Here is a 21,146-nt window from a genome sequence, read left to right on the forward strand (position 1 = left end):
ATATAAATACCAAAAACGCGTAAAACAAATATGCCATGCCCTACGCGTTCTTTTATAGACAACATATATTATTTGTGTACAACTGTTTCTTTCATTACCACTGTTGGTACTTCTGTTTTTCTGGCAATAGTTCGGTATACCGCACCACCTAACAACGCACCAATAAACCATGTAAATGGTGCAAGTGCACTTAAAGCAGGCGTTAATGTAATGACTAACCCTACGATTACAGATAAAAATAGTGCAATTACTGCATGTGGATTTACACCATTTTTATACCAATATGCGCCTTGCTTACTTTCAGTAAATAATGCATCTACATCTACATTTTGTTTTTTAATAAAGTAGAAATCTGCAATTAAAATACCAAACAATGGCCCAATAAATGCTGCAAGCACATCTAAGGTATAGTGAATAATTTCAGGAGAATTAAACAAGTTCCATGGTGTAATCACAACCGAACCAATTGCAGCAATCATTCCTCCTGTACGAAAGCTAATTTTACTTGGAGAAACATTTGAAAAGTCAAAACCTGCCGAAACAAAGTTCGCCACAATATTAATGCCTACAGTTGCAAGTAAAACAGTAATTACCCCTAAGACAACAGCCGTTGTATTGTCGACCAAAGCCACTGTTGCAAGCGGGTCTGTAATCATTTTCCCTGTAATTGAAAATGTCCCTGAAACAAGAACCACTGTAATAATGGAGAAGAAAATGAAGTTTACGGGTAAGCCCCATAAGTTCCCTTTTTTAACTGCATTCATATCTTTGGTATAGCGTGAAAAATCACCGAAGTTTAATAGTGGCCCTGAGAAGTAAGAGACAACCAATGCAACAGCAATAATGAACTGACTGACCATACTGCCATGAACGACATCTTTGCTACTTAAATCAAAATTAATATTATGCCAACCAGCTTTAGCAATTACCCATGCAACAAGTGCAAGCATAACCACATAAATCATTGGCCCTGCCCAATCGATAAACTTCTTAATGGTTTCCATACCTTTCCAAAAGATAAAGGCTTGAACCACCCAAATAAATCCAAAACACATCCAACCCAATTGGCTTAAATTTAAGAAGCTTGTATGTGTAAAATCGGACAGAGATGGGAAAAACTTAAGTAAAATAAGCATAAGTGCATTAGATGCCAGCCAAGTCTGAATGCCATACCAAGAAACAGCAATTAGCCCACGAATCATTGCAGGAATATTTGCACCATATACACCAAATGCTTGGCGACTAATAACTGCATAAGGTACACCAGATACTTGACTTGGCTTTGCAACAAGATTTGCACATACTTGCACAATGCAAATTCCAATAACCAATGCCATGAGTACTTGCCAGCTTGTTAACCCCAATGTAAATAAGCTGGCTGCAAATACATAACCCCCAACGCTATGCACATCTGACATCCAAAATGAAAAAATGTTATACCAAGACCACGTTTTTTTTGCAGGCTGTAAGTCTTGGTTCGCTAACCTTTCACTGTATTTATTACTCATACGTCTGACTCACGATTTATTTTTACTTATTTTGTTTAAGCATAAATCAAGCCAAACTTTTAGATCACACATTCATAAAAATACAAGTTATTGATATTTATAACAAATACTTCAAAAAAACACTAAAATAAAATCCACTTTATAAAAATTAAATACGCACCTTACTTGATCAAACCACTTTATTTTTTGGCATGTATTGTGCATCTTTATAAAAATGAATCATTTAAGAAATAGGTTTAGATTTGAAAATTCAGGTGATTAATCCAAATACTTCTAAAGATATGACCCACTCCATTGGACTAAGTGCAAAGCATGTAGCTTTACCTACAACCGAAATTATAGCGGTTTGTCCTGAATATGGCGTTGCTTCAATTGAAGGACATTACGATGAAGCAATTGCAAGTGTTGGACTATTAGAGCTTATTCAGAACGTACAATCTGAAAAAATGGATGGTCATATTATTGCGTGTTTTGGTGATCCTGCTTTACATGCAGCAAGAGAAATTGCGACAGCACCTGTGATTGGTATTGCAGAAGCAGCTTTTCATATGGCAACACTTGTTGCAACGAAGTTTAGTATTGTTACCACACTTGCACGTACAAAAATTATTGCTGAGCATTTATTACATGAATATGGTTTTACTCAAAAATGTGCAAAAATTCGTTGTATCGATTTACCTGTACGTACCTTAGAAGAACAAGAAGATGTTGCTTATGCACAATTACGTGCAAGCTGTATCGAAGCAAAAGAGCATGATGATATTGGTGCTATTGTGCTAGGTTGTGGCGGTATGTCAAAAATGGTAGAACAGCTTTCTAAAGAAGTCGGTATTCCAATTATTGATGGTGTAACGGCAGCCGTAAAACTGATCGAAAGCCTACATGCTTTAAATATTAAAACAAGTAAGTGGGGAGATTATGCCCCACCTACAGTAAAGTAATTTACGCTTAAGGATAATGGTGACGATACCAATGCTCTGCAATATCCTGCCGACGGCAAATCCATACATCATCATGCGACTGAATATAGTCTAGAAATTTTTGTAAGGCTTTAAATCGTGCAGGACGACCCAAAATACGGCAGTGCATGCCAATAGATAACATTTTTGGTGCATGACTCCCTTCCTCATAAAGCACATCAAATGCATCTTTAAGATACTCATAGAACTGGTCTGCATTACTAAAACCATTGGGTGAGCAGAACTTCATATCATTGGTATCAAGTGTATAAGGTATAATAAGATGTGGTTTTTTCTCAGCACCTAATGATGTCCAAAATGGTAAATCATCTCCGTAATAATCACTGTCATATTGAATATCAGAGAACTCGGCAAGCAGTCCACGCGTATTTGGGCTATCTCTTCCTGTATACCAGCCTATTGGTGCATGACCAAAAAGTTCTTTCAGTACAGACATGGCTTGGTGCATATACTGACGTTCTTGCTCTATGCTCATGTTCTGGTAATGAATCCAACGTTGCCCATGTGAAACAACATCATAATTTGCTTGTTTAATGGCTTCTACAATTGGCGTATGGCGTGCCAATGCCATACCTACACCGAATATTGTGAGTGGTAAATTTCTTTTTTGAAACTCCTCATGAATACGCCAAAATCCTGCACGAGAACCATATTCATAAATAGAATCCATAGAGCGATGAATATCGGGATAGCTTGCAGCCCCAATAATTTCAGATAGGAATTGTTCAGACCCTTCATCACCATGCTCTACATGGTTTTCGCTGCCTTCTTCATAATTTAAAACAAATTGCACTGCGATTTTTGCACCGTTAGGCCAATTGGCCTGTGGATACTTACCACTGTACCCAATTAAATCACGTGAAGATGTTTGAGCTTGAATATCCTCAATCAGAGATTTTCCTGTTAAATATGAATTGGTCACGATCTATTCCTATATTTTTATTCAATCTATTACGCTAGATACAAGCAAGAAATACACCAAACTGTTTTTCGCTTGAGTCAATCAGTTATAATATACTCACCATTTCCTCTCTATTGTAGAAACATACTCCTAGGTGAACTATATGACTGAAGTACATAAAGATTTTATTAATTCTAAAAACTTTAGAGTTTCAGTCGCCCCGATGATGGACTGGACGACCAAAGATTACCGATTTTTTGCTCGTCTATTTAACCCCAATATTATTTTGTATACAGAAATGGTGACGACAGGTGCAATTTTATTTGGGGATGCAAAACGCCACTTAGATTTCAATCAACAGGAACATCCTCTTGTACTTCAACTCGGTGGCTCCGATCCCAAAGATCTCGCTTTATGTAGTAAAATGGCGCAAGATTGGGGATATGATGAAATTAATCTCAATGTCGGCTGTCCAAGTGACCGCGTACAGAACAATAAAATTGGTGCTTGCCTCATGGCTGAGCCTGATCTTGTTGCAACATGCATAGAACAAATGCAACAAGCTGTTCAAATTCCTGTACATGTGAAACATCGTATTGGCATTGATGACATGCAATCATATGAAGAAATGCTCCATTTTGTAGATACTGTTGCTAAAACAGGTTGTACTTACTTTGTCGTACATGCACGTATTGCTCTACTCAAAGGACTGTCACCAAAAGAAAATAGAGATGTTCCACCTTTACGCTATGAAGATGTATATCGCTTAAAACAAGAACGTCCTCATTTAACCATTGAAATTAATGGTGGTATTAAAACAGTTGAAGAAACACAACAGCATTTAAAACATGTTGATGGCGTGATGATTGGGCGTGAGGCATATCATAACCCTTACCTACTTGCAGATTTAGGTGAATCTCTTTGGCAGCTTCCACCGCCTGACCGCTTCGATATTATCGAACAAATGATTCCTTACATTGAAAAACGTCTAGCTGAAGGTGCACCACTTTCAATCATTACACGTCATATTTTAGGCTTATTTCAAAACCTTCCAGGTGCGAGAAAATGGCGTCAAGCACTCAGTGGTGGTCAGGCAAAATCATTAGATGATATCAAACAAGCAACAAAGAATATGAAAGAAGCAATTCTTCGTACAGAAGCATATATTGCAGATAAACAAAGCGAATCTTAGATATTTTTAGAGATATGATTGCAATTTCAATATTGGAATTGCATGATATTTTAAAGAAAAATTTAGAGAACGTATGTGAACCTCTTTCAAGGCTGGACAACATTTGAAAAAACTTGGCTGATTGTATTTACCATTATTCAGCTTATTTTATTTTTTTGGTGGCAACAAACAGCAGTTGACCTTATTTGTGCCCTCACCAATATGCTTTGCGTTGTTCTTGTTGCAAAAGGAAGAATGGAAAACTTCTTCTTTGGTATCATTGCCACTGCACTTTACGCTTATATTTCATATAACAATAAAATTTTTGGTGAAGCCATGCTCAGTGGGCTTTTCTACTTACCAATGCAATTTATTGGCTTATTCTTTTGGCTAAAACATAAAAACAAGCAGTCAGAAAAACAAACAGATATTCAGGTAAAAAATCTTTCTGTAAAAGGCTGGATAGTTATGCTGACTGTGGTACTTACCTGCTCTTTTGCATATGCAGAATTTCTCTCATATCTCAATGCACAGCAAGTTCATTTAGACTCATTTACAGTCGTCATCTGTATTATTGCCCAAATACTCATGACGATGCGCTATTCTGAACAATGGTTTTTATGGATTAGTTCCAACATCCTAGGCATTATTATTTGGATAAACGCAGGCAACTATGCCATGGTAATGATGACCTGTGCCTCTTTATTTAATGCACTCTATGGCTGGTATCACTGGCATAAAAGTGCGTTAAGCACTAAAGAAGTCATTTAAATTTAACGTAAAACATTTATTTTATTTATCCGAATTAAATGTTTTGATTGAATAAAATCATGAACTGTATCTTCTGCAAAATGGTCAATAAAGAAATAGAACATCACATTGTTGCAGAAGATGAAAAATTTCTTGCCTTTTTATCTTTATATCCCAATACACGTGGTACAACCGTAGTTATTCCAAAACAACACTTTAATAGCTATGCATTTGACTTAGATGACTCCGTTTTATGTGATCTGATCAAATTCACAAAACAAGTTGCCAAGAAACTCGACCACTACTTTGAGGATGTTGGCAGAACAGCAATGGTATTTGAAGGCTTCGGTGTAGACCATGTTCATGCCAAATTATTCCCAATGCATGGCACTGCTCAAGCACAAGAAAACTGGCAATGCATTAAATCTTCTGTAGATCACTATTTTGAACAGTATGAAGGCTATATTTCATCGCATGATTATAAGCAAGCTGACCATATAGACTTAGCAAATTTAGCGCGCCACATCCGTAAAAACTAACCAACCAAATGCTATTGGGCTTTTTTATCCAACTTTTTTAAAACCTCTGCAACCGCAACCATCGCAAAACTTGAAGTAACAACTACTGCCGAACCATAGCCACCACAGCGCAAACCTGCTGTGGCACAAACTTCTGCGCTAGAAAATGGATTATCAATCGAATAAACACATGTAATGCCAAACTTTTCTTTTGGTTTTTTACAAATGCCTTTTGCACGCAGTTGGCTACGTAATTTTGCAAGCATTGGGTCTTGCTCTGTTTTAGATAAATCTGCCACTCTAATTTTGAGCGGGTCTAATTTCCCACCTGCACCACCTGAAACAATAAGTGGAATTTTATTAAAGCGACAATGTAGCATCAATGCAAACTTTGCTTTCACATCATCAATACAATCTAAAACAACATCAGGCTTAGATGCCATTATTTCTTTTAGATTATCATCAGATAAGTAGTCATCTACTAAATTGATTTGAATTCGAGGATTAATTTCGCGGCAACGCTGTGCCATCACTTCAATTTTTTCATGTCCTAATGTTGAAGTGAGTGCAGGTAATTGACGGTTAATATTCGATGCAGCAAGCACATCCATATCAATTACAGTGAGTTGCCCAACACCTGTGCGTGCCAATGCTTCAACAGCCCAACTTCCTACACCACCAATACCAATCACCATGACATGACTCTGAGCATATTGCTCAAAAGAAGATGTTGTATAAATCTTTTCTACACCTGCAAAACGGCGCTCGTATTCATCATCTTTGCTTAAGTCAGTCATGCAATTTCATATCTTCTATATTTGTGACATCACTATTTTAACGTGTTTTCAGAAACTCGTCATTTGTCTATGATGCTTTTATACGTAATACTTGCATCGAATTTTCCCAAAGCTTTTCTGCTAAAATCCTTTGGTTCATATTTAAAGCTTCGGCAAGCCCTTCTAAAACATAGTATAAATTTTCAGGGGTATTTCTTGTTCTCATTGTATTTGAAACTTGGCAGCACAACGGTGTCATATCTGGGCAATCTGTTTCAATGACTAAGTTTTCATAACCGACTGCTTGTATCACCTGATGTAACTTTCTAGCATTTAAATTCGTGACTTGCCCTGTTACTCCAATTTTAAATCCAAGTTTGATAAATGCTTTAGCTTCTTCTACACCACCACTAAAAGCATGTGCAATCCCACCCTGCTTAAATTTGACTTTCTTAAGCTGCTGTAAAACATCTGCATGGGACTTTCGAATATGTAGCAACACAGGTTTATCAAACTGTTCTGCCAATAACAATTGCTGTAAGAAATAATCTTTTTGCTTTTCATATACGGCAGTTACTTTATGCTGTTTTAAGAAAGTATCTAAACCAATTTCACCAATAGCAACGCAGTCATGTGTATTTAGTAATTGTTCAAGCAAATATAAGTCATGTTTTTCATGCTGCTCTATATAAAATGGATGTAACCCGGGCGCTAAATGGCTTTTAGGTACAGTCTCACCCTGAGTATTTAGCCACTTATGTGTTTCAACCAAATCTGCAAAGCGCTCACGCAGAAAACCGATTAGAATAAGTGCTTCCACACCGCGTTTTTTTGCTTGCTCTGCTAATATTTGACGGTCTACATCAAATTCGGGAACATCAAAATGTGTATGTGTATCAAACAATTTTATTTTCATACTTTAGCGAGTATTCATTACATATTCTTAGGTAAATAATTTGGTTTAACCACGCCAACCAACTGCTCATAACCGATTGTAAAACTTGGCATACCCACAACATAAGGCCCTATTTCGTACTCTCCATACTGAAGTACTAACCCTTTATCATTAAAATAAAAATTATTAGAAAGTTTAAATGCCCATGCTTCCTCATAATCACTAATGCTATCTGCTAAGTTTTCACGTTTTATCCATTTTTCAAATTGATCATGTGCGAGCTTCTCAAGTTCTTTTTCTTTGCCCTGCTCTAAAATATCACTCAGTTGTAATTGTTGTTTTGTTTTTAAGTTAAAGTTGAAATATTGCTGTGAAGCTGAACCATGTGCTCCACCTAAAAAGCTGTCTGTACTTAACTGTACAACGACCATCTGTGGCGTTTGTTTAATAATTTTTGGTTCGATATGTAAACTGATATTTCCATTCGCACTTAGCTTTTTTAACTCCTGATCAAGTGACATAAATGCATCAGCATACTGTTGAACCTGTTCCACATAAGAGTCTTGACTTTGCTGTACTGTACTAGCAACAGCCTTATTCATCGATGGTGTTGCATCAGAGCTATCTAAAATCTGCTTTAACTGATCTAAAGATGCCTGTTCAATGGTTTGATCGATAAATTTAAAATTACTTTGGAGACGTTTCACAGAAAACTCAGGACAATTGTTACCTGAACAGTTATTTAAAGAAATAGGAAAAGTCGTAATCTGACCATTAAAAGTAATTTCAGCTGGTTGAGTTATTGGTTGGGATGCCGCTTGCGCTTCAGTATGATGAGATTCATTTTTTTGACATCCTGCCATAATAAAAGTACTTCCTAAAATGAAGCAGGATAAATAAAATAATTTTATTTTAGAAGAATGCATAGTATTTTCCTACGAAATATAGCTCATCACGCTAAAGTTAAGAAAAATAATATACAACAGTGTGTATGTAATTTATGTAAGTATTTCTAAACAATACTCAGACGTTATAAAGCACAAATAAAAACAGCCCCTATAAAGAAGCTGTTTTATCACTAATGCTATTTATTAGTGTTCTCTTGTATTTCTAAATTCAACTTCAGGCCAACGCTCTTGCATAATTTGCAAATTAACACGACTTGGTGCCAGATAAGTTAAATGCCCACCACCATCGACAGAAAGCTGATCATGTGCTTTTTTCTTAAAGTCGTTAAGCATTTTCTCATCGTTGCAATAGATCCAACGCACTGTATTTACATTTACAGGCTCATAAACACAATCTACTTTGTACTCTTCTTTTAAACGATATGCCACAACATCAAATTGTAGTACACCCACAGCACCAACAATCAGATCATTATTAATTTGAGGCATAAATACTTGTGTTGCCCCTTCTTCTGACAGCTCCTTCAAGCCTTTTTGCAACTGCTTAGACTTCAAAGGATCTTTCAAACGAACACGGCGGAACATTTCAGGTGCAAAGTGAGGAATCCCTGTAAAGTGCAGATTCTCACCATTCGTAAATGTATCACCAATTTGAATTGTACCGTGGTTATGTAAACCAATAATATCACCCGGCCAAGCTTCTTCTAAATGCTCACGCTCTCCTGCTAAGAAAGTTAGAGCATCTGAAATACGTATATCTTTACCAATACGCACATGGTTCATTTTTAGACCACGCTCATACTTACCCGAGCAAATACGCATGAAAGCAATACGGTCACGATGCTTAGGATCCATATTGGCTTGAATTTTAAAGACAAAGCCTGAGAAGCCTTCTTCTGTTGAAGAAACAGTACGTTCCTGCGTAGGATGATCTTTAGGTGTTGGTGCCCAATTTACAAATGCATCTAATACATGGTCTACGGCAAAGTTACCAAGTGCTGTACCAAACAGTACAGGTGTTTGCTTACCTTGCAAGAAAAGCTCTTGGTCAAATGGATCAGATGCCATTTGCACAAGTTCTAAAGACTCCTCAAAAGCCTTAAATGCCATATCACCAATCTTTTCGCGAATATCTGGGTAGTCATAACCATCACGAACTTCAATCTCGGTAATTGTCGAGCCAAAACCTGCTTTATATAAGTAAGTTTTATTTTCGGCAAGATGATACACACCTGCAAAATCACGTCCCATACCAATTGGCCATGTCATAGGAACACAACGAATTTTCAAGACATTTTCAATTTCATCTAACAACTCTAATGGCTCACGAATTTCACGATCCATCTTGTTGACGAAAGAAATAATAGGTGTATCACGCATACGACAAACATCCATCAGTTTGATCGTACGTTCCTCGACACCTTTTGCCCCATCAATCACCATAAGTGCAGAGTCAACCGCTGTTAGGGTACGGTAGGTATCTTCCGAAAAGTCTTCATGCCCCGGTGTATCAAGCAAGTTAATTGTATGTTGCTTATAAGGAAACTGCATCACGGAGGTAGTAATAGAGATTCCACGCTCTTTTTCCATTTCCATCCAGTCAGATGTTGCAGAACGATCTGACTTACGGCTTTTTACCATTCCTGCAACTTGGATGGCCTTACCCCATAACAGCAGTTTTTCTGTCATGGTTGTTTTACCCGCATCGGGGTGAGAAATAATCGCAAAAGTTCTACGTGCTTTTACTTCTTTAGCTAACTGCTCTTTAAACATTTAAATAATCTTCAATCTGTACACACATCTGTACACTTTTAAAAAGTAACTCAACATGTGAAGTGCATATAAAAAAACTAAAAAGATTATATCTGATTCGATACCCTGTCGCTATATTGAACCTGATACTGTATGCATCATAGAAAACTTACATTGGACGATATTCCTTCATTTTAAAATCTATGTTAATGTTTTTTCATTGCATTTGCTGCAATTTTACTTGAAAGAAATTGTATTTTTAACACTTCTTTAGGAACAGGCTTTCCAAGTAAAAAGCCCTGAAAGCTATAACAACCAAGTCGTTTTAAAATTTCAAACTGCGCCTCAGTTTCAACACCTTCCGCAGTAATAGACAATCCTAAATGCTGTGTTAGTTTTATAATACTATCTAAAATTGCCTCATCTTTAGAGTGAGGTTCTAAATTTTTAATAAATGCGCGATCAATTTTAAGCTCATTCACAGGTAAGTCTTTTAAATATAAGAAACTAGAATGTCCTGTCCCAAAATCATCAATAGAAAGTCCGACCCCAAGCTCACGAATTTTCTTAAAAATATGAATACTGAAATCGATATGATGCATTGCTGTCGTTTCAGTGACTTCAATCATTAAATGATTTGGATCAATTTCATATTGAGTGATTTTCTCTTCTAATGTCTGAATTAAATTCTTATGTTCAATTTGCAGTGCCGATAAATTAATAGAAATTGGATACAAATCTAACCCTTGTTTCTCCCATAAACTAATTTGCTTACAAGCCTGATCAAGCACCCAATAACCTATGGGAATAATAAAGCCTGTCTTTTCTGCTAATGGAATAAATTTATTTGGCGTCAGTAACCCTAATGTTGGATGTTGCCAACGAATAAGTGCTTCAACGCCACATATATTTTTATTCTGATCAAATTTTGGCTGATACAATAAAATAAACTGTTCATGACCAATCGCGGAAAATAAATCATTCATTAACTTAGATTGATGTCTTTCAGCATATTCTTCCGTTTGATAGTCAAATACACTATAGGTGTTTCTGCCCTGTTCTTTTGCAACAAGTTTTGCAATATCTGCATGCATCATCAGATTTTGTAGGTTTTCGCCAGAGTCAGGGAAAATAGCAATGCCGATACTCAATGTAATATTAATCGTATGTCCTGAAATGCTAAAACCGTCTTGGACATTTTCTAAAATACTTTGTGCTAAAAGCTCTGCTTGCTCCAAATTTGTATGTTCAGCGACAAATAGAAACTCATCACCACTAATTCTAAATACTTTTTTATTATGCGATGCAAACTGACTCATTTTATTAGCAAACTGTATAAGAAGCTCATCACCAATATAATTACCAAATGCATCATTAATTGATTTAAAACGGTCTAAATCAATAAATAATACAGCCAATTTCTGCCGATGTAAGCGATGCTCAGAAAGTGTTATTTTTGCATAATCGACCAAATAAGAACGGTTTGGTAATTGTGTCAAATGATCATGAAATATAAAATGTTTTAGCTTTTTATTGGCTTGATGCAATTGGTTGTTTCTTTTTTCTAAGCTTCCCTCTAGTAGGCAAATGAACAACACCATAACAAATACAGCAAATACAATAAAAATAAGACCAACCACAATCGTATTATCTTGGTCTGGTAATTCACTATAAATAATACCGGGCACTTTATATAAATTAGATGCTGCCATTCCTAGATAATGCAGTCCAATAATAGTACTTGTCAGTAAAACCGTTGCAGCACACCTTAAAAATAAAACATGATGTTTTTCGGTTTTAACTTTATATGCAATCCACAATGTACATCCAGATCCAAGCACAGCCCAAACCATAGAGGCCAATACTATTTTTTCATCATAATCAAATATATATCCTTCAACATGGATGGAAAACTGACCAGTATAATGCATACCTATAATACCTGCACCAAGCACAAAAGCACCAAGTACAAGTTTAGGAAAAGACATTTTAGGTCGAGTGGTTAACCAAATTGAGAATATTGAAGCCAGTAAAGCAATGAGATATGATGCAATTACAAGCTTCACATCAAAATGAAATTTGTCAGGATACTGACATGCAAATATAGCAATAAAGTGCATACACCAAATGGATGCGCTAAGTAAAATACCAGTGGTTAATACCACTAACTTCTCATCTTTTTTATTATAAAAATGCTTAAATAAGATTCTTTCCGTTGCAAATGTTGCATAGCAAGTAATCAAAGTCACAAGAACTGAGCCAATGACTAACCAAAAGTCATACCCTAATGCAAACATATTACAACCCAAAAAATTAATTAATTTCACTTATATTTCAAATAGAAATATAAAAAATAAAAATGTTTTTCCGCAGAAAAATCAAAAACTAAAAACCGCCATATTTGGCTAAAATTACAATCAATATCAAGTATATTATACTTATTATACGCAATTATTGTGATCAATATATAACAATAAAAAAATTAAATGAAGAGGTCTACAATTTCTATTGCAAACCTCTTCAAGTCTTTCAGAACTTTTTATTTATGCTGCTGTAGCTTCGCATAATCTAATAAAACATTTGCAGCCTCTGTTACAAATGCTTGTTCTTCAGGTAAAGGTGGTCTTTGTCCTACCTTCATTTTTGCACGTGCTTCAGCCAAAGCATCTAAAGAAGCCTGATATGTTTCCCAATTCGCATATGGTTTCAAATCAGTTAACTTACGACGTTGATTCTCAGCATCTAGTGTTTTTTGCTCCATACGATCAATTTCAGCACGGCGGCTATTAATATCTAACTCTAAACGCTTTGTATCATCTTCTTTTTTCGTAATTTGACTGCGTGTTTGTAAGTAATTAAATTGTGGATCACTTGCTACACGCACTGCCGAAAGTTTATCAAGTTGTGGCATGTATTGTTGCCAATCACCTTCTCGCTTAAATGCTGCTGTTGGAATCGTATCCCATTTCAAGGCATTTTTTGCTTTACGCTCTCCAAACTCTTCATTGTAAATATCTACAAGCTTAATGTCGGGCACAACACCTTTATTCTGCGTACTTCCACCAGTAATGCGGTAGAACTTACGCTGAGTCAGTGTCGCTTGACCATACGCTAAGTTATCTAGCTGCACCTGAGCTGTTCCCTTACCTAGCGTTGTACTACCGATAATAACCCCACGTCCATAATCTTGGATTGCCGCAGAGTAAATTTCACTCGCAGAAGCAGAAGCTAAGTTTACAAGTACCGCAAGTGGACCAGAATAAATCTGCTTACCACCATCATTATCTTCAAAGACATTAACATTGCCATTGCCATCACGAATTTGAACGACAGGTCCTGTTTTTATGACTTGGGCAATCATTCTGGCAACTTCTTCTAAAGAGCCACCGGGGTTATTTCGTAAATCGATAATAATCCCTTCTACATTTTGACTCTTTAAGGACTCAAGTGCTTTTGCCGTATCTTGGGCAACTGAACGATAGTCTGCACCATCACGACGTGCTCTATAGTTTAAGTAAAATGATGGAATTTCAAGTACACCAAACTTATGCTCTTTACCATCTCGTGATAAATCGACAGTACGTGTACGAACACCTTCATCTTCTTCTTTAATAATATCTCGTGTTAATGTTACATTGCGAGCTTGGCTCATCGGAACGCTTGCACCCCATACGCGAATGGTAACCTTCGTTCCTCTTTTCCCACGAATTAAACCAACAATTTCCTGACTTGACCAACCAACGACATCTTCCATTTTCTTGCCGTCTTGAGCAACGCCAATAATACGATCGCCGGGATGAATTTGTCCTGATTTACTCGCAGGCCCACCCTCTACAATGGTTTCAACCTTTGTATAATCTTCATTTCTACGTTCAGGTCGAATAGAAACACCAATCCCTTCAAGCTGTAAAGTGGTTTGACGATTCAACTCCATCGCATCAATTGGTGGGAAATAATTACTATGCGGGTCATAGGTTAACGTCATTGCATTTAGAATTTTTTCTAAAACATCATCACTTTTCAAGCGACTAATTCTTTCTAGCTTACGTGTATAACGTTTCTTTAGCGTCTGTGCAGGTGTTACATCTTCACTGCTCGTTAAATCTTGCCCATTTGCTAAAGAAGGATCAGCTTTCAGTACTTTTTGTTTTGCATCATCTTCTTGTTTTGTAATCGTTAAATTAATGAGTTGTGATACAAGAATTTTATGCCAATAATCACGGCGTTCAGCATCTGTTTTGAAATATGCTGCTTTTTCACGATCAATATCTAAATAAACCCCTTTTTGCTCTAAATTTTGTGGTTTCTTTAGTTCATCTAACATGTAGTTATAGAAATCAACCAAATGCTGACGATATTGTGCATGAATATCATATGCTGCCGTCAAATCACCTGCTTTTAAAGCAGCGCCAAGTGTTGCACCATACTGCTGCTTATAACGATCAATATCTGATGCTAAAAATAAAGTATGGTCAGGGTCAAGGCTGTCTAAATACATATCTAAAACACGCTGCGAAGTGGGTGCATCTAAGCGCATATTTAAGTAGTGTTGACGATCAATAAGCGTTGCTAACTGTCGTGTAACAAGTTTTTGTGCTTGCGTTGGTTCTATACTTTGGCGTGTTACTTCTGCGGTATTCGCTGCAACCGCATTAGAAATGGTGTTATTAAAAAACAAACCACCAGTTGCTAAAGCAACGGCACAAGCGATTATTTGAAGTTTCATAAACGAATTATATTTCCTTGGTTTTTAGCCAATGTTCACACACTTATAAATATATGAAGTATGAAAATGTTAAATACACTATACCTTCTATATTGTGTAGTTTTATCATATTCTGTATTGGCAGAATGTAGCAAATCATTGCAAAATTTACTCAATTTTTAAATCTATACAATAAACGGAAAGTATTATTATGATTGGCGCACTCATGTTCGACATAGAAGGTACATCTCTAACACAAGAAGATATTGAAATTTTAACAAACCCTCAAGTGGGTGGCGTCATTTTATTTTCTAGAAACATCGAGTCTCCAAAGCAAGTACGTCAACTTACCGACCATATGCGAGAAATTAGACCTAACATTCTGATTGCAGTCGACCAAGAAGGTGGACGCGTACAACGGCTCAAAGTGGGCTTCACACGCTTGCCTGCCGCAGGAAAATTGGGAGAACTGTATACAACAGATGCTCCTCTTGCACTTGAGCTAGCAGAAAACTGTGGATGGCTCATGGCAACAGAGGCGCTTGCTGTCGGCATAGACTTTAGCTTTGCACCAGTGCTTGACTTAAATAATATTAGTGATGTTATTGGTGATCGTAGCTTTTCAACACAGCTTGAAGATATTCCACCTTTAGCCAAAGCTTTTATGAGTGGTATGCATAATGCAGGTATGGCAACAACAGGAAAACACTTTCCCGGTCACGGTTCGGTAAAAGCAGACTCGCACGTTAGTGCTGCAATTGACCATCGCAGCTTTGATGAAATATCTGACAATGATATGCAAGTTTTTAGTGACCTTATGCCTGAACTCAATGCAATTATGCCTGCTCATGTCATTTATCCACTTGTAGACCGAAATCCTGCAGGATTCTCTAGCTATTGGTTACAAGAAATTTTGCGTAAGCACCTCAACTTTGATGGTGTTATTTTTTCTGATGATTTATCTATGCAAGCAGCATGTATTGCAGGTGGTGCAGATGCACGTATTCAAGCTGCTTTAAGCGCAGGTTGCGATATAGGACTTGTATGTAATGATCGCCAAGCTGCATTACTTGCGCTTTCTGCAATACAAGAAAGTGACTTGCCTGATCAAACACGATTAGAGCGTATGCGCGGTAAAATTCCAACAGATATTGAAATAGCAGATACACTACAACTTGGTGAACAATGGCAAGAAATCAAAAATAAAGTGGAGAACTTTGTTCAAGAGAAAGTCTAGTTCTTTGATATAAAAGATAGAGTGACTATACGCTATACCTAGAAAATAGTGGCTCTATCTCAACCAAAATCTTACTTTAGTCAAAGCGTTTATAGTACAAATGACAAACTTGCTTTGACATAATATTCTAAATGCGATCTCTGTCAAACAAGTTAGTTTTTTAAAGTAGAAAGTAAAAAATAGAAAGCTATTTTAATTTTACTTAACTTGCAAAACTAAAAATAAATGGATGCAAAAGCAGTCTCTGAAACATCACTTATCTTTATAAATATGAGGGTGTGTTGAGAGTTAATCACACTTACACATAGATAAATCATTGAAAAAAGAATTATATCTAATTTATCACTACGCAATACTATTCTTTTGAATTCTATCAACCTAGAAAAGTAAAACTCAATCAAATTATACGTGCACCTACCGAAAGAACATTGAATTTTTCGATTATATTTTAATGACTATTCAGTGAATATTTGGCTCTTTTTTCATTTTTCCTTAACAATAAAAGATTGAATCAATTTTTCTGAATCTTGTACTAACTCTTGCCAATGGGGTAATAGCCCAGCTTGAAAAGTAAGCTTTAATGAGGTCATACTCCAACCTATTGGTAAATAGTTAACTTTTAGATTGCAATTTGTAGTACCTATCTTGAAATATAAACAACTAATGACTAGAGTAACTTTCTTATTTGCTGTCTCCTGCCAATAGACTTTCTTTTGGTTTCCCTCTGGCTCAACAACATCTACCTGATACAATCCTATTTTTTATTAAAATGTCGTTTCTGTTCAAACTCTTTCTCAGACATTTTTTCACCAGAACCTATAATACTTTTCTGCATTTCAAATTCGAGTTCATCTGTCATATCATTATTTTCAAATCTTCTTTTTATATTATTCCTATTAGGGCCACTTAGTATCCATTGCTCCAATGAAATATTAAGATCATCAGGTTTTTCGAAATAACTAGAATGCCCTATCGGACTCATACTAGGCCAAGTTGTCATAACAGTGGCACTACTTATTGGATCATTACAGCCTTTAGATGCATGTTTCTTAGTAACGTTTTGCCCCCAATAATCTATACATTGATACTCAACCCTAGCAAAAAACAAGTATCGACGATCGATACGCATTGTCTGATCACGAAACAGACCACACTCATAAGGCTTTTCTTCTAAACTCGGACTAGCATCTTTGGATGCCCTTCCATAAGCAACTCGCAATTAATGTGATAAATATCAAAGTGGAGCTAAAAAAAATGAATCTTAATGGATACAAAAATAGTCTCTGAAACATTACCTTATCTTTATAAGTATTAAAAAAAAATCAAAATAGTTTAAAACAAGTTACAACTTAACCAGTGTTATCTAAAAAAACAAACCGACAAAAAACAATAACAACCCTATAGCACATGCATAAGGAGAATATGTATTAAAAAAAACTTCAATTTCATGGTATAAAACTTCTCCTTTATCATTTCTCTGTTGTGCTTTCAAAAGCCTTTTTTTATTCAACTTTGAGAATCCTAGATTCCCCAGTTGTAACCAAAAAAGAAAACCTCCTGCCACTAAAAACAACCCAATTTTTGATATCAAAGATAATTCCATGAATAAAACTCCAAATATACTGATTATTAAATAGTTTTATGTAATGAAATCTAGCGATTTAGGCTAAAGTAAAAATTTAAAAACCCAGTTGTAAGTGTTTGACGTGACATATTGTTCCCCTATAAAACTTTTAAATGATTAATTTGCTTGAGTACTTTGCTTTGAATAATTTGCCAATCTTTTAAATGCACCGATTGATATTTGGCATCAATATTGACATGCGTATCTTCAGATAAAATAAACTGCTGATCGCAATAACGTGCTTTTGGATACTGTGACCGATCGGCACAAGTGATGAGTGTACTCACATCTCCGTTACTGTTGTAGCCAACATATATATCTGTTGTATCTTTATAACCATAACTTTCTATCCATCTAGGATGGGGCTTATATTTTTGTAACCCATATACATATTCTGTGGTTTTTTCATAAGTGTTGATATAATTGACTTTCTCTAAATGATCTTTATCTGAAAGACGAGTTTCTATTGTTTGGTTGCGTAGAATTTCTTTTAAATACCCTGCTTGAACGTGCTTATTGAACTCCACTGAAACATCAACCCACTGATTATTTGCATCATTTTTTTCTGCTTCATACTGTAGTTTGGAAGTATTCATTGATTTATAACGATAAGAATCTAGCAGTAAAGTATCTGTTGGGTAATATAGCGTAAAATAAAACCTCAAAAACCGAGAGTCATAAGTACGTTTAGGTTTCGGCTTACACTTTGGATCTACTTCATCAAATGTCCACACTGGACAAATTTCGTAATCAATATACTTAATTTCACTACCAAGTTTCATTTTGATGCTATCAAGGTTACCTATATAGTATAGCTGACCATATGGATCTTTATCCTCTTGTGGGCTATCTTTTGTAGGCTCTTTTTGATGACATGCTATAGTCATGAGTGACAAACACAAAAGTGAGATCTTTTTTAATTTAGACACTATATTTCCCTAAATAAGATTTGAGCTATTACATATTTCACTTTTAAAGTTAAAAAATTAGCGCTACAACTCAACTAGCCAATATAAAGTTACAATAAATAGTATATGAACTTTTCTGCTATGTTTTTGAACTGGCATAAAATATAAAATTATATTTTATGCTTTATAAACACAGATCATATGACAAAACATATTATTTCTCATCTTGATGAAAACACTCCGTATATCAATGAAGAACGTATTGCTACGTTAAAAGCAAGAATTGAAAAAGATTTTGATCGTGAAACGGCTTCAAATCTTATTCAGCAACTCAATGATTTAAATGAATTTGAATTAGGTCAATTCCTCATTCAGCATGAAGGTCTAAATGGTCACTGGACACATGAAGTGGTCACATGGGATGTAAATCACCCCACAAAAGATTTAAAAAATACTTTAGAAAAATGCTTATTTGAAAAACTTCCTGCAACGCTTGCAACACGCCAAAGATTTCATATCTTTCAACAAGCTCTAGAACCATTATTAGAAAAAAATACTGTATTTGCATCTATTCCATCAGGATATATGTCCGAACTACTTTTATTAAATCGTGAAAAATTAAAAGATACCCAACTCATTGGCATAGACCTAGATAACAATGCTCTAAAGGGCGCTTTAACACTTGCAGAAGAAAAAGGCATAGCAGATAACTTACAACTTATCCATGAAGATGCATGGAATATTCAACTACAAGAAGAGATTGATGTTATTACCAGTAATGGCTTAAACATCTATGAGCATGATAATGATCGTGTGATTCAACTCTACCAAAAATTCTATAATGCGTTAAAAACAGGTGGCACACTGATTACAAGTTTCCTCACACCTCCTCCAACGTTATCACCAACATCCCCATGGAAAATGGAAAAGATTGACCTCGCATCACTCCAGTTACAAAAAGTTATTTTTATAGATATTTTACAAGCAAAATGGAGTTCGTATCGCTCTGTTGAACTCACCACAAAACAACTAGAAGCCGTTGGTTTTAAAGAGATAGAGCTCATTTATGATGATGCTTATTTATTCCCAACAGTTATTGCAAAGAAATAGGCTTAATATCTCTTTTACGAGTACATTCAATGAATTAAATTTGCTTTATTTCAATAGACTGCTACTATTTAAATAAGATTCTTGATTTAATTTTAGTCATGCAACAATCTATTGAACAGTATATGCAACAACTCGGAAAGCAAGCCCGTGCAGCTGCACAAGTGCTTGCTTTTGCTTCAACAAAAACTAAAAACAATGCCTTACAAGCGATTCACGATGCATTGGTTGCCCATCAGTCCCAAATTCTTGCAGCCAATAAAATTGACATGGAAAAAGGTCAACAAAACTCGCTAGATGCAGCGCTTTTAGATCGTCTTGAACTCACACCAAAACGCTTCGAAGGTATGCTACAAGGTCTAAAAGATGTGATTGGCCTTACCGACCCGATTGGTGAAATTACTGACCTTGCTTACCGACCGTCTGGTATCCAACTTGGTAAAATGCGTGTACCTCTTGGCGTTGTTGGAATGATTTACGAATCACGCCCAAACGTAACGCTTGAAGCTGCTTCCTTGGCACTCAAATCTGGTAATGCGATTATCCTACGTGGTGGTTCAGAGGCATTAGAGTCAAATAAAGCACTTGCTCAAGTCATACAAAATGCGCTTAAGACCACAGAGCTTCCTCATGAAGCAGTTCAGGTCATTGAAACATCAGATCGTGCAGCAGTTGGTGAGCTAATTACACTCACAGAATATGTCGATGTGATTATTCCTCGTGGTGGGAAAGGTCTCATTCAACGTATTACCAATGAAGCTAGAATTCCTGTGATTAAGCATCTAGATGGCAACTGCCATGTTTATGTTGAAGCACAAGCAGATATGACCAAGGCTCTACCTATTGCGCTCAATGCAAAAACACATCGATATGGTGTTTGTAATGCAATGGAAACCCTTTTGGTTGATCAAGCAATTGCAACAACTTTCTTACCAGAAGTTGCCAAGCTTTATTTAGAAAAAGAAGTTGAACTGCGTGGCTGTGAACAGACACAAGCTATTCTAGGTGATGCTGTCAAAGCAGCCACTGAAGATGACTGGCATACCGAGTATCTTGGTCCAATTTTAGCAGTTAAAGTGGTTAAAGATATGAATGAAGCAATTCAACATATCAACCATTATGGTTCACACCATACAGATGCAATTATTACCGAAAACTTTAGCTTGGCTCAACAGTTTCTAGCACGTGTGGACTCAAGCTCAGTAGTCATCAATGCCTCGACGCGCTTTGCTGACGGTTTTGAGTATGGTCTAGGTGCAGAAATTGGTATTTCAACCGATAAAATTCATGCACGTGGGCCTGTTGGACTCGAAGGGCTAACCTCACAAAAGTGGATTATTTTGGGTCACGGCGAAATTCGCGAATAATGAAAGCGTATATTGAGGTTCTATAGTGAACCTCAATAT

18 protein-coding genes are annotated in these 21,146 nt (G+C 36.1%); 7 read left to right on the plus strand and 11 right to left on the minus strand.

Features of this window, described 5'->3' with window-relative positions; translation table 11 throughout:
• Window positions 1–68: 68 nt before the first annotated feature.
• A complete protein-coding gene (locus tag P256_RS05815) occupies window positions 69–1,508 on the minus strand; it encodes an NCS1 family nucleobase:cation symporter-1 (RefSeq protein WP_023272761.1) in 1,440 nt (479 codons plus the stop codon).
• 242 nt (window positions 1,509–1,750) lie between these two features.
• Here P256_RS05815 and P256_RS05820 point away from each other — a divergent pair, with 242 nt between their 5' ends.
• Window positions 1,751–2,449 carry an aspartate/glutamate racemase family protein gene (locus tag P256_RS05820; RefSeq protein WP_023272762.1) on the plus strand — a complete coding sequence of 233 codons (699 nt, stop codon included), beginning with the start codon at window positions 1,751–1,753 and terminating at the stop codon, window positions 2,447–2,449.
• A 7-nt stretch (window positions 2,450–2,456) separates the two neighbouring features.
• Here P256_RS05820 and puuE read toward each other — a convergent pair whose 3' ends face one another.
• Window positions 2,457–3,410, minus strand: coding sequence for an allantoinase PuuE (gene puuE, locus P256_RS05825; protein WP_023272763.1), 954 nt, complete (start codon window positions 3,408–3,410; stop codon window positions 2,457–2,459).
• 142 nt (window positions 3,411–3,552) lie between these two features.
• Between puuE and dusA the strand changes: the two genes are divergently transcribed.
• From dusA to P256_RS05840, 3 genes are all read left to right on the plus strand, one after another.
• Window positions 3,553–4,581: a tRNA dihydrouridine(20/20a) synthase DusA gene (gene dusA, locus P256_RS05830; RefSeq protein ID WP_023272764.1), complete on the plus strand. Its 1,029-nt coding sequence runs from the start codon at window positions 3,553–3,555 to the stop codon at window positions 4,579–4,581.
• Between the two features lie 75 nt (window positions 4,582–4,656).
• Window positions 4,657–5,331, plus strand: coding sequence for a nicotinamide riboside transporter PnuC (gene pnuC, locus P256_RS05835; protein ID WP_023272765.1), 675 nt, complete (start codon window positions 4,657–4,659; stop codon window positions 5,329–5,331).
• A gap of 59 nt (window positions 5,332–5,390) precedes the next feature.
• On the plus strand, window positions 5,391–5,849 hold the full coding sequence (locus tag P256_RS05840; protein WP_040331664.1) for an HIT family protein: 459 nt from the start codon (window positions 5,391–5,393) through the stop codon (window positions 5,847–5,849).
• Window positions 5,850–5,860: 11 nt separating this feature from the next.
• On the opposite strand, the gene P256_RS05845 is transcribed toward P256_RS05840, so the two are convergent.
• The 6 genes from P256_RS05845 to P256_RS05870 all read right to left on the minus strand — a co-directional run bounded on the left by P256_RS05845 (window position 5,861) and on the right by P256_RS05870 (window position 14,885).
• Window positions 5,861–6,625 carry a tRNA threonylcarbamoyladenosine dehydratase gene (locus P256_RS05845; protein WP_023272767.1) on the minus strand — a complete coding sequence of 255 codons (765 nt, stop codon included), beginning with the start codon at window positions 6,623–6,625 and terminating at the stop codon, window positions 5,861–5,863.
• Between the two features lie 67 nt (window positions 6,626–6,692).
• A complete protein-coding gene (locus P256_RS05850) occupies window positions 6,693–7,520 on the minus strand; it encodes a TatD family hydrolase (protein WP_023272768.1) in 828 nt (275 codons plus the stop codon).
• Window positions 7,521–7,537: 17 nt separating this feature from the next.
• Complete coding sequence (locus P256_RS05855) at window positions 7,538–8,362, minus strand: RsiV family protein (RefSeq protein WP_051353548.1); 825 nt, start codon at window positions 8,360–8,362, stop codon at window positions 7,538–7,540.
• Window positions 8,363–8,590: 228 nt separating this feature from the next.
• A complete protein-coding gene (locus tag P256_RS05860; protein WP_023272770.1) occupies window positions 8,591–10,180 on the minus strand; it encodes a peptide chain release factor 3 in 1,590 nt (529 codons plus the stop codon).
• 185 nt (window positions 10,181–10,365) lie between these two features.
• Window positions 10,366–12,456 (minus strand): bifunctional diguanylate cyclase/phosphodiesterase, encoded by a 2,091-nt coding sequence (locus P256_RS05865; RefSeq protein ID WP_023272771.1) that lies wholly within the window; start codon window positions 12,454–12,456, stop codon window positions 10,366–10,368.
• A gap of 242 nt (window positions 12,457–12,698) precedes the next feature.
• Entirely contained in the window at window positions 12,699–14,885 is a 2,187-nt protein-coding gene (locus P256_RS05870) for a carboxy terminal-processing peptidase (RefSeq protein ID WP_023272772.1), read from the minus strand.
• Between the two features lie 190 nt (window positions 14,886–15,075).
• Here P256_RS05870 and nagZ point away from each other — a divergent pair, with 190 nt between their 5' ends.
• A complete protein-coding gene (gene nagZ, locus P256_RS05875; protein WP_023272773.1) occupies window positions 15,076–16,101 on the plus strand; it encodes a beta-N-acetylhexosaminidase in 1,026 nt (341 codons plus the stop codon).
• A gap of 754 nt (window positions 16,102–16,855) precedes the next feature.
• Here the strand turns inward: nagZ and P256_RS12980 are convergent.
• From P256_RS12980 to P256_RS05890, 3 genes are all read right to left on the minus strand, one after another.
• Window positions 16,856–17,230, minus strand: a complete 375-nt coding sequence (locus tag P256_RS12980) for a hypothetical protein (RefSeq protein WP_051353550.1) — start codon at window positions 17,228–17,230, stop codon at window positions 16,856–16,858.
• A 234-nt stretch (window positions 17,231–17,464) separates the two neighbouring features.
• On the minus strand, window positions 17,465–17,704 hold the full coding sequence (locus P256_RS05885; RefSeq protein ID WP_023272775.1) for a hypothetical protein: 240 nt from the start codon (window positions 17,702–17,704) through the stop codon (window positions 17,465–17,467).
• Between the two features lie 119 nt (window positions 17,705–17,823).
• A complete protein-coding gene (locus tag P256_RS05890) occupies window positions 17,824–18,612 on the minus strand; it encodes a hypothetical protein (protein WP_040331667.1) in 789 nt (262 codons plus the stop codon).
• 222 nt (window positions 18,613–18,834) lie between these two features.
• On the opposite strand from P256_RS05890, the gene P256_RS05895 reads away from it, so the two are divergent.
• Both P256_RS05895 and P256_RS05900 read left to right on the plus strand, forming a co-directional pair.
• Window positions 18,835–19,743, plus strand: coding sequence for an SAM-dependent methyltransferase (locus P256_RS05895; RefSeq protein WP_023272777.1), 909 nt, complete (start codon window positions 18,835–18,837; stop codon window positions 19,741–19,743).
• Window positions 19,744–19,841: 98 nt separating this feature from the next.
• Window positions 19,842–21,107 (plus strand): glutamate-5-semialdehyde dehydrogenase, encoded by a 1,266-nt coding sequence (locus P256_RS05900; protein WP_023272778.1) that lies wholly within the window; start codon window positions 19,842–19,844, stop codon window positions 21,105–21,107.
• Window positions 21,108–21,146: the final 39 nt, after the last annotated feature.

Source organism: Acinetobacter nectaris CIP 110549 (assembly GCF_000488215.1).
In the GTDB taxonomy this organism is placed as follows: Bacteria; Pseudomonadota; Gammaproteobacteria; order Pseudomonadales; family Moraxellaceae; genus Acinetobacter; species Acinetobacter nectaris.

What these genes read in the sequence shown, in the direction of transcription:
- P256_RS05815 (WP_023272761.1), bottom strand. Translation starts at nt 1,508, where the DNA reads ATGAGTAATAAATACAGTGAAAGGTTAGCGAACCAAGACTTACAGCCT.
- dusA (WP_023272764.1), top strand. Translation starts at nt 3,553, where the DNA reads ATGACTGAAGTACATAAAGATTTTATTAATTCTAAAAACTTTAGAGTT.
- P256_RS05840 (WP_040331664.1), top strand. Translation starts at nt 5,391, where the DNA reads ATGAACTGTATCTTCTGCAAAATGGTCAATAAAGAAATAGAACATCAC.
- P256_RS05845 (WP_023272767.1), bottom strand. Translation starts at nt 6,625, where the DNA reads ATGACTGACTTAAGCAAAGATGATGAATACGAGCGCCGTTTTGCAGGT.
- P256_RS05850 (WP_023272768.1), bottom strand. Translation starts at nt 7,520, where the DNA reads ATGAAAATAAAATTGTTTGATACACATACACATTTTGATGTTCCCGAA.
- P256_RS05855 (WP_051353548.1), bottom strand. Translation starts at nt 8,362, where the DNA reads ATGGCAGGATGTCAAAAAAATGAATCTCATCATACTGAAGCGCAAGCG.
- P256_RS05860 (WP_023272770.1), bottom strand. Translation starts at nt 10,180, where the DNA reads ATGTTTAAAGAGCAGTTAGCTAAAGAAGTAAAAGCACGTAGAACTTTT.
- P256_RS05865 (WP_023272771.1), bottom strand. Translation starts at nt 12,456, where the DNA reads ATGTTTGCATTAGGGTATGACTTTTGGTTAGTCATTGGCTCAGTTCTT.
- P256_RS05870 (WP_023272772.1), bottom strand. Translation starts at nt 14,885, where the DNA reads ATGAAACTTCAAATAATCGCTTGTGCCGTTGCTTTAGCAACTGGTGGT.
- nagZ (WP_023272773.1), top strand. Translation starts at nt 15,076, where the DNA reads ATGATTGGCGCACTCATGTTCGACATAGAAGGTACATCTCTAACACAA.
- P256_RS12980 (WP_051353550.1), bottom strand. Translation starts at nt 17,230, where the DNA reads ATGCGTATCGATCGTCGATACTTGTTTTTTGCTAGGGTTGAGTATCAA.
- P256_RS05885 (WP_023272775.1), bottom strand. Translation starts at nt 17,704, where the DNA reads ATGGAATTATCTTTGATATCAAAAATTGGGTTGTTTTTAGTGGCAGGA.
- P256_RS05890 (WP_040331667.1), bottom strand. Translation starts at nt 18,612, where the DNA reads ATGACTATAGCATGTCATCAAAAAGAGCCTACAAAAGATAGCCCACAA.
- P256_RS05895 (WP_023272777.1), top strand. Translation starts at nt 18,835, where the DNA reads ATGACAAAACATATTATTTCTCATCTTGATGAAAACACTCCGTATATC.
- P256_RS05900 (WP_023272778.1), top strand. Translation starts at nt 19,842, where the DNA reads ATGCAACAATCTATTGAACAGTATATGCAACAACTCGGAAAGCAAGCC.